This is a genomic window from Jannaschia sp. 2305UL9-9, from assembly GCF_041403465.1.
GTDB lineage: Bacteria > Pseudomonadota > Alphaproteobacteria > Rhodobacterales > Rhodobacteraceae > Jannaschia.
In genome coordinates this window covers 1,211,223-1,225,755 of record NZ_JBGEHM010000001.1, presented here as the reverse complement: position 1 = coordinate 1,225,755, position 14,533 = coordinate 1,211,223, and the positions used below count along the sequence as shown (strand labels likewise).

Here is a 14,533-nt window from a genome sequence, read left to right as displayed (position 1 = left end):
CGGCGCTCCTTAAGCGTCCAGCGCCTGAAGCGCGCGAACGGCGGGTTCGAAATGCCGTGGGTGGGTGTCGATGGCGTCCTGCAACAGGCTGCGCCCGATATCGACATCGCCCTGTTTCACCGCAGCAAGACCCGCGGTGTGCAACAGCTGCGCACGCTCCTCCTGGGTCATCGGAATGATCGGAAGGGCATAGGTCCGGCGCGATGCGCGGGCCAGGACAAGGTTGTTCTTGGCCGTGAACAGGCCCTGATCATAGGTGATCGCCTCGGTGAACAACCGCTCCGCCGCGGCACCGTCGCCGCGCGTCAGCTTGGAGTATCCCCAGTTGTTGAGCACACCCGCAGGCGTCGTCGTCAGGTCGACGGCGGTTTCATAGAAGCTGTCTGCGCGGGTCCATTGGCGGTTGCTGTCCGCAACCATCGCCTCCAACCGGTAGCGTTTGAACGTCTCATGTGTCGGTGGCACGCTGTCGAGGACGGCCTTGGCGCCGTTCCAGTCCGAGGTGCGGATCAGGGCATCGGCCAGTTCCACGGTGTCGGCGTCTTCGGCGTCCGGGTGGTCCATCACCTTGCGCCACGCCAGAACCGCCTCGGATTGGCGACCGGCGCGGACAAGGCTGCGCGCAAGGCCGCGCTTGGGTTCGATATCGGACGGCGACTCGGAGATCTGGCGGTTGAAATAGGTCACGGCTTCGCGCGGGTCGGCAACGGTCAGCATGATGTCGCGAATGCTGTCGGCCTCTGCCGCTTCGGCGTTGGCGACCGCGCGCGACACATCGGCATTGCCCAAGGCATTGCATCCCGACAGGATCAGACTCCCCCCGATGAGGAGGGCTGTTGCGAACCGTTGGCGCATATCTGCGTCCTTTTCTGCTCGATGCCTTCGGTTTTTGTTATTGCCGTCCGGGCGCGTTCAGGGTGTAGACCCCGCCGGCGCGCGCCGTCAGCGTGAAGGCTTCGCTGTCATGTTCATCATCATACGTGCGGCTGTCCAGCTTTGCGCCCGTCACCCGCAGGTTTTCCCGTATTTCCGGCGTCGGTTGTAGCGCAAAGGCCGCACGGAACACGCGATGCGCCTCGCCCAGCTCGCCCTTTTCCAACAGAACGACGCCCAGGTTATTCATCGCGCCAGCATTCTCGGGCTCCAGTTCCAGCACATCGCGCAGCAGACGTTCCGCCTGATGCAACCGGCCCAGTTTGATGTTCGCGCTGGCCATCGCCATCTGCACGTCACCGGTCAGACCATCGGCGGCGGCCGCACGGATATAGCTGTCGAGTGCGAGCTCCGCCTCGCCGGCGGCAAGCAGGCGATCCCCCACGATAAGCGGATCGATCCCGTCGCCTGCGCGGCGGGCGTGCCCCGGTGGGGCAAGGGGGTCGTTCGCATGGGCACCCCGTTGCACGAGGGCCGTGGGGTTGCACCCGGCAACCGCAACCGCGACCGCGGCGAGGATCAGGGGAAGCCCACGCATCAGAACGCGGAGGCCGTGCCGGACAGGGTCGCGGCGATCCCGTGCAGCGATGGCCCGATCAGGATGATCAGCAACGGCGGCACGCAGAACATCATCGTCCCCACGGTCAGCTTGGTTGGCAGGACGTTGGCCTTTTCCTCGGCCCGCATCACGCGCTTGTCCCGCATCTCGTTGGCATAGACGCGCAGGGCGTCTGCGATCGAGGTGCCGAAGCTGGCGGATTGGATCAACACGGTGACGAAGCTGGTGATATCGTTCAGGTCGCAACGTTCCGCCATCGACCGCAGGACATCGGGCTTGTCCTTGCCGGCCTTCATCTCCTGCGCGACCATCAGGAACTCGCTGGCCAGCGCAGGGTAGGAGGGTTCGATTTCCGTCGCCATGCGGATGATCGACTGGTCCAGCGACTGGCCCGCCTCGACGCAGACCAACAGCAGGTCCAGCGCATCCGGGAACCCGTCCTGGATTTCTTCCTGCCGCTTGGCGACCCGCTTGGTCAGCCAGTATTTCGGGGCGTAGTACCCCGCGACCCCCGGTCCCATCACATAGAGGACCGTGTTCGTCATCGACATCCCGCCCGACAGGACGAAGACATAGATTGCGGCAAGCGCCATCAGGCCGAGACCCAGCAGCAGTTGCGCCGCCGTCAGGGTGCGCACCGCGTCCTTGTGGGCGTAACCCGCGCGCGTCAGCATCAGGCGGGTCTTGGACAGTTCTTCCTTGTCCTCCGTCTCCAGATACTTGGCGTATTTGGCCAGATGCTCGTTGCGCTTACCGTGCCGCGAAAGCCGCTCCGTCTCAAGATCATCGAGGACGGCGGCCTTGCGCTGTTCGGCGATGCGGTCCAGCGGCTCGACCTTCTTGGTCATCACCATCGGCGCAGCCAGCAGGATCAGGATGAGGCCCGCGGCGCCGGCGAAATAGATCATGCCGTCAGGGCCAAGCAGCGCCTCGATCACGGGGGTGAGCAGTTCCATGGGTGACCCTCAGACCTTGATGTTGACCATCATCCGCATGAAGATGACGTTCACGATGAGGAACACGCAGACGACAGCGGCTGCGGGGATGAAATAGGCGGTGTCCTTGACGTCGGCGTAGTAGTCCGGCTTCATCACGTTGATCCCGACAAGGGCGAGGATCGGGAAGGCCGACAGGAACATTCCGGACCAGCGGGCCTCGGCGGTGATGGCCTTGACCTTGCGGAACAATTTGAACCGCGCGCGCACCACCTTGGACAGACCTTCCAGGATCTCGGCGAGGTTGCCGCCGGATTTCTGCTGAATGGCGACGGCCACGGCGAGGAAACGCAGATCCTGCAATTCCACCCGTTCGGCAAGTCCGCGCAGGGCGTCGGGGATGTCGCGGCCATAGGCGGCCTCGTCCGCGATGAACCCCATCTCGGTGCCCAAGGGGTCTGCAACCTCCTTGGCGACGATCCCGATGGCCGAGTTCAGCGGATGCCCGACACGCAGGCTGCGCACGATCAGTTCGACGGCATCGGGCAACTGTTCTTCCAGCATCGCCAGACGTTTCTTGGCCTGACCGTTGACCCAAGTGTAGACGCCGCCGACGCCGAAGGCGACCGACAACAGGATGCGGATCGGCAGGGCGGTCGCGGTCAGGACGGACAGCAGGCCGAAGCTGACCCCGACCAGCAGGATCATGATCCCGATCAACATGCCGGGCGTGAAGGCGAGGTTCGCCTTCTGCGCCTTTTCCGCCAGCAGGGAATAGAGCGGGATGTTCTTGGCGCTGTCGTGCTGCGACATTTCCTTGCGCAGAACGGCCATCACCTCGTCGCGGGTGGCGCCCTTTTCCATTAGCTCCAGCCGCCGGTTCACCCGGTTGTTCAGCTTGATCGACTTGCCGAACACCAGCATGTAGATGCCGCCGATGATCAGGTAGACGCTGCCGAAAATCGCTAGGTAGATAAGGGGTTCGATACTCAGTTCCATGGCTCAGCGTCCCCCGGCGGGTTCGTAGATCGACGAAGGCAGATCATAGCCCCAGGCCTTGAAGCGATCGGAATAATGGCTGCGGATGCCGGTCGCGGTGAAGCGGCCGATGATGGTGCCGTCCGGCTCCAACCCGAGGCGCTCGTAGCGGAAGATTTCCTGCATGGTGATCACCTCACCCTCCATCCCCGTCACTTCGGAGATCGAGGTCATGCGCCGGGAGCCGTCCTGAAGGCGGCTGGCCTGCACGATCAGGTTCACGGCCGACGAGATCTGTGCGCGTACGGCCTTGATCGGCATCTCGATCCCCGCCATCGCGATCATGTTTTCCAACCGGCTGACCGCATCGCGCGAGGAGTTGGCGTGGATCGTCGTCATCGAGCCGTCGTGGCCGGTGTTCATGGCCTGCAACATGTCGATGACTTCCTCGCCACGCGTCTCGCCCACGATGATGCGGTCGGGGCGCATCCGCAGGGCGTTGCGCAGGCAGTCGCGCTGCGTCACCGCGCCCTTGCCCTCGACGTTGGGCGGGCGGCTTTCCATTCGGCCGACGTGATCCTGTTGCAGCTGAAGTTCGGCCGTATCCTCGATCGTCAGGACGCGTTCGGTGTTGCCGATGAAGGACGACAGGGCGTTCAGCGTCGTCGTCTTGCCCGAGCCCGTGCCGCCCGAAACGATGACGTTCAGCCGGCAGGCGCAGGCCGCCTGAAGGTACGTGGCCATCTCCTCGGTAAAGGCGCCGAATTCGACCAGCTTGTCGATACCCAGCTTTTCCTTCTTGAACTTGCGGATCGACACCAGCGAGCCGTCGACCGCAACCGGGGGAACCATCGCGTTGAAACGCGACCCGTCCTTCAGGCGCGCATCGACATAGGGGTTCGATTCGTCGACGCGGCGCCCAACGGCCGAGACGATCTTGTCGATGATCCGCAGCAGGTGCTTTTCATCCTTGAAGCGGATGTCCGACTTGGACAGCTTGCCGGCCCGCTCCACGTAGATGTTGTGCGGTCCGTTCACGAGGATGTCGTTGACGTCCGGGTCCTTCAGGAGTGGCTCCAGCGGGCCGAGACCCGTCACCTCGTCGAAAAGCTCCGTATTCAGGATGTCGCGGTCCTCGCGTCCCAGAACCACCCCCATTTCGGACAGCTCTTCGGTCGTGATCGCGATGATCTCGGCGCGCAGGGCCGACGGATCGGCCTTTTCGACCGCGCCGAGGTTCAGGTTGTCCAGCAACCTGTGGTGCATCTCGGTCTTGAGTTCCTCGATACGGATGCGCCGCTTGAGATCCTTGTCCGCCGGGGCGGGCGCCGCGTCCTTCGTCTGTGGCTTCATCTTGGCCTTGACGGCATCCGGCACGCCGACCGGCTTGCCCGTCGTTTCGACGGCCTGCTTCTGAACCTTCTCGACCGTCGCTTCCAATTCGGCCGCGCCGATGGGACGCGCGCCTTGGATCTGCGGCTTCTTGTAGCGTGAGAACATCTCGACCTCCTCGTGGGCGTTCAGCCGAACTGCAGCCCGAATATCGCTTTCTTCTTGGCCGCCGGCTTCGCGGGGGCCATGCCCTCGACCTGTTCGCGTGCGTTGTGCAAGTCCTGCGCCAACTTCGCGATGTCCTTCGTCAATGCATTGCGCGCGGCCAGTTCGCGCAGCGGCGCGGCCTGATCGTTGACTTCGGTCACCTGCTTGCCACCATCGGCCAGAACGGCGTGGAACTTGATGTCGAGGCTGCTGGCGAACTTGTCGATGCGCGCGCGACCGGACATGTCCAGTTTTCCGGGCGCCTTGTTCAGCAGATAGGCAAGGTGATCGATCGCGATCCCCTCCGATTGCAGAAGCCGCTGAAACCGCAGGGCATTCTGAGCCGACCGCACCTCCAGCTCGCAGGCGAGGAAATAGATGTCCGCCGTCTGCAGGATGGTTTCGGTCCAACTGGTCACCGTACCGGGCATGTCCACGATCACGACATCGAAGGCCGCGCGTGCAAGCTTTACCAAGGCAGCCACCTCGTCCGGGCCGACCACGTCGAGCGGCAGCATCTCGGACGGTGCGGTAAAGACCGACAACCGATCCTTGTAGGGTGTCAGGACCTGAAGAAAGGCCTGTTGATCCATCGACGCGATATCGGTCAGAACATCGTAGATCGTCGTCTTTCGGGGCAGATCCAGATAGGTCGCGACGGACCCGAATTGCAGACCAAGATCGATCAGGCAGACCCGCGGCGGGTTCAGCTTGTCGGCATGTGCCAGTTCCCACGCAAGGTTCACGGCAATCGTCGTGGCACCATCGCCACCGGCGGCGGACTGGATTGCGAACAAGGCACCGGTGCCGGAGGATCCCCCACCGGTCGTCACGGCCGGAACCGACGGCGCGGGGGCGGTTGCGGCCGGCTGCTGCGGGGTTACGGCGGTCGCCTCGACCATATCCGCGCCCGCACGTTTCATCACGTCGGTATCGCTGCTCTGACCCGGTGCGCGGATGCGCGTCACAGCCTCGGACAGCGCACTTTCCGGCAGGGGGTAGGGCGCGAAATCATCGGCGCCGGCCCGCAACAGTTCGTGCATGGACATCGGGTCCAGGCCTTCGGCCACCAGGATGACCTTCAGGCCCGCACGCTTGGCCGTCCGGATGACATCCTGCAATTGCGGCAGGCGGACCTCATCGGCCTTGTCCGCAGCAATGACAATGAATTCAAGGCTTCGCGCTTCGTCCTGACGCAGGAAGGTCAGCGCCTCGACGAAGGTCAGATCACCCCATCCTTCGCCAAGCTCCGCTTCCATATCCTCGATCAGCAGATCGAATTCCTGCACGTCGCGCGACACGGTGACCGCGCGAAGCGGTTCCGGTTCGGGAAGGGTCGCGAGATTGCTGGCCATACGGGTCACCACGTTTCTTCTGTGTCCGTCGAAAGGGACGTTACCGACCGAAGCACCCCGTTGCGGGGCGGAATGCGATCAGATGCATCCTCGGCCCCCATGAAGTGCCTGCTAATTCAGGCAACAATTGGACGTGATTGATGAAATTAGTGGAAATCCCGCGAACAAAATGCGTCGGCTTGATTCCTTTGCCCGGGCGCTGGGCGGGTGCCCGGGGCGGGCCGAAAAAAAGCCCCCGCACCGACCGGGGCAGGGGCCTTTTCTGAGGTTCCGACTGCCGCGTCAGGATGGCGCTGCGGAGCCTGCGACGTAGTTGCGATAGACGATCTGCGCGTATTTTCCGTCCAGCACGAGGGGGTTGCCCTCGACGAAGCCCGCGACTTCGGTCACCGTGCGACGGTTCGCGCGTTCACGCGACTGCGTCGGGACAAGGGGACGCGTTTCACCAAAGCTCACCAAGGCGGCAAGGCGGGATCGGCTGACCCCCTTTTGCCCAAGATACCTGACTGCGGCTTCGGCCCGGCGACGGCCAAGGGCCTCGTTCGACCGGTTGGACCCGACGGCATCGGTGTGTCCGTAGACCGAAAAGCGGACCTCCGGGAACTGACGCATGAAATCCGCCTGCTGGTCCAGAACGGCACGTGCCGTGGCGTCCAGATGCGATGAGGCAAAGGCGAAATTGATCGTCGCGGGAACCGACGCGGCAAAGCGGCCGCCAAGGTGGCTGACGGCGCTGGCGGACCCGTTGTGCACAAGCATGTTCTGCATCGTGGGGTTGCCGAAGGCGCCTTCGTCCACCGAATGACCGGCGGGCCGGTTGAAGCTGTTGACCCCGGTACAAGCCCCGAGCGCGGTCAGCCCAAGTCCGGAGATCAGGAAGCGGCGGGTGTATGTGTTCTGTGCCATGCCCTTACTCCAACACGTAGCCGTAGTTGCCGGAGAAATCCTGGTTGACCGCATCGCCGCCCCGGGTCGATGCCCGCGTGCCGTTCGGTGCCCCGCCCGAGACGCGCCCGTACAGGAACAGTTCGTTTTCGGTGGGCGGTCGGATCCGGTCGGTCGGCAGGGCCAACGCCTCACCACGTGTCGGGGTGACCAGATGGGCCGTCACGATGATGACCAGCTCCGTCTGCTGTCGATTGAACCGCGCGGATCGAAACAGCGCCCCCAGAACCGGCAGATCACCAAGGAACGGCACGGCGCTGGTCCCGTCGGTGAAATCGTCCTGAAGGATGCCGGCGATCGCAAAGCTCTGGCCGTCGCGCAATTCGACCGTGGTCTGCGCGCGCCGATTGGACAGGGTCGGCACCGCTGCACCGTTGATGATGGTATTTGTATCAGTGACGGAGGAAACTTCGCTGACCATCGAAAGGTTGATGATGTCGTCATCCACCACCGTCGGCAGGAATTCCAGCGAGACGCCGAAGGGTTTGAAGGTCACGCCGACGTTCCCCTCGGCATCGACCTGCGGCACGGGCAGTTCGCCACCGGCAAGGAAGCTGGCGGATTCGCCGGACAGGGCGGTCAGGTTCGGCTCGGACAGGGTGCGCACAACGCCCTTTTCCTCCAACGCCTGCAACAGGACGTTGAAGTTGAGCGACGCGGTGCCGAAGTTCAGCTGCAACGCACCGGCATTCGATGTGACGGCGGTCGCGGCCCCCGCGGCGTAGGAGCCACCGTTCAGATCCGTGCCACCAATGCCTAGCGAGACGCCGATTTCCTTGGACAGGTTGCGCGACATCTCGGCAAAGCGCACCTTCAGCTGCACCTGCTGGGTGCCGCCGACGTTCATCAGGTTCAGCACGGCCTCGGGGGCATAGCGGCTTGCGATCTCCAGCGCCTGGTCCAGCTTCTGGGCGGACGAAACCGTGCCGGACAGGACGAGACCGTCGTTGGCGGTGCGCACTTCGATGGGTTCGCCGGGCAACAGTTCGCGCAACCGCTCCTTGAATTCTGCCACGTCGGGGGTGACCTGCACCTCGACGTTCGTGATCAGCCGGCCGTCCGGTCCCAGAAGGGTCAGTGTCGTGCGGCCGGGTGCCTTGCCCAGAACATAGACGGTGCGTTCGGACAGGGTGGCGATATCGGCGATCAGCGGGTTGGCGACCGAAAGCTCCGCGAACGGGACGTCGGATTCCAGCACGATGGCGCGGTTCAGGGATACGCGAAGGGATGACTGGGCGCGGCCCTCTGCGATGCGAAGGGTTTCGGCATAGGCCTCGGAGATGGGCGTGCCTGAAACAAGCAAGCCGAGCAATGCTGCCCGGGCAATTCTTCCAATGGTCATGTGACCTGCCTCTCTGATCACTCTGCTCAAATTTGCGGATCTTTTGCCCGCATCATGTGTCAGCATTGCACAGCCCGGAATTATTGCAACAACGTTGCGTATTCCGCACAGGCCACAGTGCATGCGGGACACAGACTGCCGCAATCCGGACACATTCCCGAACGTCATGCGCCGCCCGGCCCCGAAGGGCAGAGCGGCGCATATACGAGGTTTGGCAGGTCTGGTCCCTAGCCGTCGGCCGGGCAGGGGACCGGGATCAGCACGACGTCGGATCCCTTGCGCGTCCGAACGGTGCAGACATCGCGGCGGGCGGCCGTTTCCTCTGCGCCCATGACTTCGCGCAGCGTGGCCTCGACGCTTTCGGATTCCGTCTCATCCTGCACACCCACCAGCGCGAGGGACAGGCGGCCCGTCGCTTGGGCCTGGGCCAGCTTGGCAACGACGGCGGGCGGCGCCTCGACGGTAACATTGCGCGCGATCGTCGGGTTGTTGCGCTGTTCGTCGGTCTGCTGGTCGATGGCGATCAGCGGCATGTTCGGTTCGATCAGGCGGGTGACACCACCGTCCCCCCCACCACCGGTCCAGTAGACGTCGACCCGGTCGCCCGGTCGCAGAAAGCCGGACACACCCGAATTGACATCGACCTGAAGGGTGAAGGCCCGCATGCCCGGCGTCAGGGTTGCGGCGATCCCAGCCTCCTGTCCCGGTTTCGTCACCTTTGCCTGCAACAACGGCTCGTCACGCTCCATCACGCGCAGGACGGTGCGAATGCCTGTTTCCCCTTGCGGAAAGATTTCATCCATCGATCCGAAGGCGCCCGCCGGGATGCTGTTCGCGGGCCAGGAAATGCTGCGCACGTCGCTGGGGCGCAGGGGGTCGCCATAGCGAAGTTGCCGGCGGACGACGTAGACATCCTTGACCGGAACAACAGCTTGTTGAGAGGAGGCGAGCGCGGATTTGTATTGAGAGAAGCGGTTCTGCGCCGTGTGGATGGCGAAACCTGCAAGTGCCAGCCCTGCGAGCAGGACGAGTCCGAAAATCATACGCATCTTGTAACCTTCACAAAGTCAAAAACCAGCCGAACACCTGACTGGCCGAGTACTACCCACCAAATGCGGCAGAATGGGGGAGCCGGCGTGACGGCCATATGATCGTCACGAGCCGGCCGAAAACAAGCGCGGCATTTACCGCAGAAAGCCCCCATTTGACACAGGGTCGGGCATCATGTCGTTGATGCCATCGGTCGGGTTAAGAAAGGGCAAAGCGCCCCGAGACGGGATCCCGGGGCGCAATGATAGCCGAGGGGCGCGCGTGTGGCGCCGACACCTCGTCCTTAGAAAGAGGTGGAGGTGTGGTCGGTCAGCAGAACGCCGTTGATGTCGTTCGAAAGGCTCTCGATGCCACCGGAGATGACACCCATCACTGCGAGGCCAAGGCCGACGAGGGCTGCGGTCAGAACGACCCAGTCAACGGTCACGGCGCCGGATTCGTCTGCGGAGAAAGTCTTGATCGCGTTCAGCATGAGTTCATTCCTTCTGGTACACTCGTTATGCTCGTTGGGCACCTGCCCGATCGATTGGGCTTTTCTGATCGCGAAACGGGACAGGAATGAGGCATGGATGCGGACATTCCGGGACCAATGCCATCCGACGCTACGTCACGAAACTCCTGTGTTCGGTGGGCGCTGGGACCCCGTCCGAACCGACAGGTCGGGGCGTGCCCGGTGGCATCCACACCGCCACGCAAAAAGGGCCGCGCCTGCCAGCACGGCCCTCCATCCCTCGATCCGTGGACCGGTGGAAATATTGTGACTTCCCTCTTTTCGGTCACGTCTGCCAACGCGCCCGTGGGGCTGCTCGATCGTCACGTTCCTTGCCCGGGTGTTCCGGTGCTTGTTTTTGACCGGCGGGGCGGTCTGCCAAGGTGCCCTTCCGATGGTTCTGGTTTGCCGGGCAAATGGGGCGAAATAGTGGCTCATTTCGTTCAAATTGCCGACAATGCCGAATTTACGCGGAATTAACGTGGCTTCGGCAACAACAGCAGGGCGGGCGAGGGGCGTTGTCGGGTCTTCGATTGGACGGGAATGGCGCAATCGGGGCGAATGTCACACACCGGCATCGGAATCGCGGGGGGCGGAATAGGCTGGGTGGCGCTTTCGTGTCATCGTGGCGGAAAACAAGGGGACCGAGCAGTCTGACATGACCTACCTACATGCCGCCGCCGTCGTTGCGTCGCTTTGCATCCTGTCCGTATCCGCGCCCGCCCTTGCCGGCGACTTCACCTTCAAGCGGGTCAAGCCACCCTCGTCGAACGCAACCCGGCGCATCGACGTCCAGATCACGGCGGCCGATCGCCCCGACCGTCCGGCGGCGCCCGTCGGCGCGCCGCGCCCGGGCCGCCCACAGGCCCCGGATGTGGCCATCGCGCGCACCGCCCCCGCGCAAAGCAACGATGCCGGCAATCAGCAGGATTGGTTCTGGACCGCCGTTTCCCCCGATATCGGACAACAGGCGGGCCGCTTTCAACAGGCCGCAAGGGTCGCCGCGCGCCCCCCGACGGGCAGTGGGATTCGCGCGCCGTCGCTTCAACACATGCAGAGCATCGCAAAGGCGCACGGCGACACAATCCTGCGCTATTCGGTCGGGACCCGCGTGTCCCCGGCGCTTATCCTTGCCCTCATATCCGTCGAATCCGCCGGACGGACGGATGCGATCAGCCACGCGGGCGCCCAGGGCCTGATGCAGCTGATCCCCGCCACGGCCGAGCGGTTCGGCGTCGGCGATTCGAACGATCCGGGTCAGAACATCCGGGGGGGCGTCGCCTACCTCGATTGGTTGATGCAGGAATTCGGCAACGATCCGGTCCTCGCGCTCGCCGGGTACAACGCGGGCGAGGGGGCGGTGCGGCGGTACGACGGTGTTCCGCCCTTCGCGGAAACCCGCGCCTATGTCCCCAAGGTCATGGCAGCGTGGAACGTGGCCCGGACGATGTGCAACACGCCACCGGTCATGCCGGGCGATGGCTGCGTCTTTCAGTCCGCCTTCAGCGATTCATAGCGCCACGTCTTGGGGCATGACCGTTGCAAGGGGGCTGGCCGCGTCGCGATCAGGTCGCGCGGCGGCCGTTTCGCCCGATCACTCCACGACGTCCGACCAATCGGGGTGCTTGCGCGCCTGCGCCTTCACGAACGGGCACAGGGCAACGACGCGCAGACTTTCGGCACGGGCATCGGCGATCATCCGTTCGGCCAGACGCAGACCGACGCCCTGACCGCGCAGGGCATCGGGAACGCCCGTATGATCCACGATCAACTTGGAGGCGCCGAGGCGGGAATAGGTCATCTCCGCCTCGTGCCCGTCCACGATCGTCACCCACCGACCGCCATTTTCGCCGTCCTCGCGGGTGATCGCGCTCATGCGACCAGCGTGGCCTCGGTCACGGCACGCAACTCGTCCTCGGTCACGCCTTCGGCAAGTTCGACGATCTTCAGACCGCCTTCGACCACGTCGAGAACGCCGAGATTGGTGATGATCCGGTCGACGACGCCCTTGCCGGTCAGCGGCAGGGTGCATTCGCGCAGGACCTTGGATTGCCCATGCTTGTTGGCGTGATCCATGACGACGACCACACGGCCCACGCCCGCGACCAGATCCATCGCACCACCCATGCCCTTGACCAGCTTGCCGGGGATCATCCAGTTCGCAAGATCGCCGTTCTCGGCCACTTCCATCGCACCAAGGATCGCCATCGCGATCTTGCCACCCCGGATCATGCCGAAGGATTGCGCGCTGTCGAAATAGGCCGACTGGGGCAGTTCGGTGATGGTCTGCTTGCCGGCATTGATCAGGTCCGCATCCTCGGTCCCCTCGACCGGGAAGGGGCCCATGCCCAGCATCCCGTTCTCGGATTGCAGGGTCACCTCGACGCCCTCGGGGATGTAGTTGGACACGAGCGTCGGGATCCCGATGCCCAGGTTCACATACCACCCATCCTGCAGTTCCTGCGCGGCGCGTGCCGCCATCTGATTGCGATCCCAGGGCATCATGACCCTCCGTTTGTCAGGGTTATACGTCTGCGACACCGACGGGGACGTCGATCATGACGACCGTTCCCGCAGCACCGCGCACCGGTGTGATGGTCCCATCAAGACCATCGGTCAATGTCTGGATCAACCGACCACCCACCGTGGCCGGGTTTGGAAACGGCACGTTCTGCGGCAGGCCGACACCGTCGTCCGTGATCGTCATGCGCAGGCCACCAGCAGCCAGCTTGACCATGCGCAATTCGACGACGCCTTCATCGATGCGGTCGAAGGCATGGGCAAACGCATTGGACAGAACCTCGGACAACAGGATCGACACGCGAACCGCGCTGTCCGGGTTGACGATCATCGGCTCCACGGATTGCAGATACCTTATCCCCGAGCGTCCCTCTTCATGCGCAACCCCCGAGGCGACGCGACTGACGAGGGCACCGAGGTCGATACCGTTTCCGAACCTTTCCTGCGCCTCGGACAGGCGCATCGATTCATAGACCAGCTGCAGGCATTCCAGCCGCCGGGTCATGGCGTCGAAGTCGAGGGGGTCCGAGATGTCGGCGTTCTGGATGCTGTCGATGACGAGGCCCAGATCCTCCTGCACACGTCCGCGCACGTTGCTCAGCAGGGTGTTGGCGGCCTTCTCCTCGATCTCGCCGTCCGAGATTTCCTTCTGGATACCGAGGAAATAGATCACGTCCCCGTCGGAATCGCTGATCGGTGCGATGATCAGCCGGTTCATGAAGGGGCGGCCATCCGCGCGATAGTTCTGGATGTCGACGGTAATGTCGTCCCCGGCCGCAATCGCGTTCCGGATCCGGTCGACCGACGCCTTGTCGGTGCGTTCCCCCTGCAGAAACCGGCAATTCCGGCCGATCACGGCGGACCGGGAATAGCCGGTGGTCCGCTCGAACGCGGAATTGACATAGACGATGGGGTTATCTTCCGCGCGGGCATCGGTCAGGATCATGGCCACGCGCACGCGGCTGAACCCGGCCAGCGCGGCCTGATCGTCGATCACGGATGCCAATTTACGCCGAGGCTGCACGGTCGTTCTCCGGTCCTTTCAAGGGCTTCGACGGGCTGACGTCAAAGCGGTGTCGAGCGGTCTGACCGACAGCGGACTGCCGGTCCGTCCCGGATCACGCGGCGGGACGCGTTGTCCGTTGCTCGATCCGTTTTTCATGCTCTCCCTGGATCAGGCGATGCACGTAGATTCCGGGCAAATGGATGGAATCGGGGTCCAGCTGGCCCGGTTCCACGATCTCCTCCACCTCCACGACGCAGACCTTACCACACATCGCAGCCGGCGGGTTGAAGTTTCGTGCGGTCTTTCGGAACACGAGGTTGCCCGTCGTGTCGGCCTTCCATGCCTTGACGATGGCCAGATCGGCAAAGATCCCCCGTTCGAGGATGTAGGTCTCGCCGTCGAAGTCCTTGTGTTCCTTGCCTTCCGCGATGACGGTGCCGACGCCCGTCTTGGTATAGAAGCCGGGGATGCCACAGCCACCTGCGCGCATGCGCTCGGCCAGTGTGCCCTGAGGGTTGAATTCAAGCTCCAGCTCGCCGGACAGATACTGCCGCATGAACTCGGCATTCTCCCCCACGTAGGAGGAGATCATCTTCTTCACCTGACGGGTCTGAAGCAGGATGCCGATGCCGAAATCATCGACACCCGCATTGTTCGACGCAAACGTCAGGTCCTTCGTGCCGGCGTCCTTGATCCCACCCAGCAAAAGCTCTGGAATGCCGCACAGGCCGAACCCGCCCGCGGCGATAAACATGCCGTCGAACAAGAGCCCGTCCAGCGCCTCGGCGGCGGAGCCGTACACCTTTTTCATCGCAAATCCCCCAGAACGCGTCGCGTGTGGAACCTCTAGCCGAGGGGGGAACGGCATTCAATCGTATGCG

At 63.6% G+C, this 14,533-nt stretch carries 15 protein-coding genes; 1 reads left to right on the top strand and 14 read right to left on the bottom strand.

Features of this window, described 5'->3' with window-relative positions; all coding sequences use genetic code 11:
* Positions 1 to 9: 9 nt before the first annotated feature.
* From V6N07_RS05995 to V6N07_RS05950, 10 genes are all read right to left on the bottom strand, one after another.
* Positions 10 to 855: a tetratricopeptide repeat protein gene (locus tag V6N07_RS05995; protein ID WP_371154791.1), complete on the bottom strand. Its 846-nt coding sequence runs from the start codon at positions 853 to 855 to the stop codon at positions 10 to 12.
* Between the two features lie 37 nt (positions 856 to 892).
* Entirely contained in the window at positions 893 to 1,471 is a 579-nt protein-coding gene (locus tag V6N07_RS05990; protein ID WP_371154790.1) for a tetratricopeptide repeat protein, read from the bottom strand.
* Positions 1,471 to 2,448, bottom strand: coding sequence for a type II secretion system F family protein (locus V6N07_RS05985; RefSeq protein ID WP_371154789.1), 978 nt, complete (start codon positions 2,446 to 2,448; stop codon positions 1,471 to 1,473). Before V6N07_RS05985 ends, V6N07_RS05990 begins: the two co-directional genes overlap by 1 nt.
* Positions 2,449 to 2,457: 9 nt before the next feature.
* Positions 2,458 to 3,426, bottom strand: coding sequence for a type II secretion system F family protein (locus V6N07_RS05980; protein WP_371154787.1), 969 nt, complete (start codon positions 3,424 to 3,426; stop codon positions 2,458 to 2,460).
* A 3-nt stretch (positions 3,427 to 3,429) separates the two neighbouring features.
* Positions 3,430 to 4,905, bottom strand: coding sequence for a CpaF family protein (locus V6N07_RS05975; protein WP_371154786.1), 1,476 nt, complete (start codon positions 4,903 to 4,905; stop codon positions 3,430 to 3,432).
* A gap of 20 nt (positions 4,906 to 4,925) precedes the next feature.
* On the bottom strand, positions 4,926 to 6,299 hold the full coding sequence (locus V6N07_RS05970) for a CpaE family protein (protein WP_371154784.1): 1,374 nt from the start codon (positions 6,297 to 6,299) through the stop codon (positions 4,926 to 4,928).
* 282 nt (positions 6,300 to 6,581) lie between these two features.
* The gene (locus tag V6N07_RS05965; protein ID WP_371154783.1) at positions 6,582 to 7,205 is read right to left on the bottom strand and encodes an OmpA family protein; all 624 of its coding nucleotides are present in this window, start codon (positions 7,203 to 7,205) and stop codon (positions 6,582 to 6,584) included.
* 4 nt (positions 7,206 to 7,209) lie between these two features.
* Complete coding sequence (locus tag V6N07_RS05960) at positions 7,210 to 8,586, bottom strand: type II and III secretion system protein family protein (RefSeq protein WP_371154782.1); 1,377 nt, start codon at positions 8,584 to 8,586, stop codon at positions 7,210 to 7,212.
* A 227-nt stretch (positions 8,587 to 8,813) separates the two neighbouring features.
* Positions 8,814 to 9,635 carry a Flp pilus assembly protein CpaB gene (cpaB, locus tag V6N07_RS05955; protein ID WP_371154781.1) on the bottom strand — a complete coding sequence of 274 codons (822 nt, stop codon included), beginning with the start codon at positions 9,633 to 9,635 and terminating at the stop codon, positions 8,814 to 8,816.
* A 284-nt stretch (positions 9,636 to 9,919) separates the two neighbouring features.
* The gene (locus V6N07_RS05950; RefSeq protein ID WP_371154780.1) at positions 9,920 to 10,108 is read right to left on the bottom strand and encodes a Flp family type IVb pilin; all 189 of its coding nucleotides are present in this window, start codon (positions 10,106 to 10,108) and stop codon (positions 9,920 to 9,922) included.
* 676 nt (positions 10,109 to 10,784) lie between these two features.
* Here V6N07_RS05950 and V6N07_RS05945 point away from each other — a divergent pair.
* Complete coding sequence (locus tag V6N07_RS05945; protein WP_371154779.1) at positions 10,785 to 11,642, top strand: lytic transglycosylase domain-containing protein; 858 nt, start codon at positions 10,785 to 10,787, stop codon at positions 11,640 to 11,642.
* A 78-nt stretch (positions 11,643 to 11,720) separates the two neighbouring features.
* Here V6N07_RS05945 and V6N07_RS05940 read toward each other — a convergent pair whose 3' ends face one another.
* From V6N07_RS05940 to V6N07_RS05925, 4 genes are all read right to left on the bottom strand, one after another.
* Complete coding sequence (locus V6N07_RS05940) at positions 11,721 to 12,002, bottom strand: GNAT family N-acetyltransferase (protein ID WP_371154778.1); 282 nt, start codon at positions 12,000 to 12,002, stop codon at positions 11,721 to 11,723.
* The gene (locus V6N07_RS05935; RefSeq protein ID WP_371155396.1) at positions 11,999 to 12,628 is read right to left on the bottom strand and encodes a 3-oxoacid CoA-transferase subunit B; all 630 of its coding nucleotides are present in this window, start codon (positions 12,626 to 12,628) and stop codon (positions 11,999 to 12,001) included. Before V6N07_RS05935 ends, V6N07_RS05940 begins: the two co-directional genes overlap by 4 nt.
* A 22-nt stretch (positions 12,629 to 12,650) precedes the next feature.
* Positions 12,651 to 13,670, bottom strand: a complete 1,020-nt coding sequence (locus V6N07_RS05930; RefSeq protein WP_371154776.1) for a PAS domain-containing protein — start codon at positions 13,668 to 13,670, stop codon at positions 12,651 to 12,653.
* Between the two features lie 94 nt (positions 13,671 to 13,764).
* On the bottom strand, positions 13,765 to 14,463 hold the full coding sequence (locus tag V6N07_RS05925; protein ID WP_371154774.1) for a CoA transferase subunit A: 699 nt from the start codon (positions 14,461 to 14,463) through the stop codon (positions 13,765 to 13,767).
* Positions 14,464 to 14,533 lie beyond the last annotated feature (70 nt).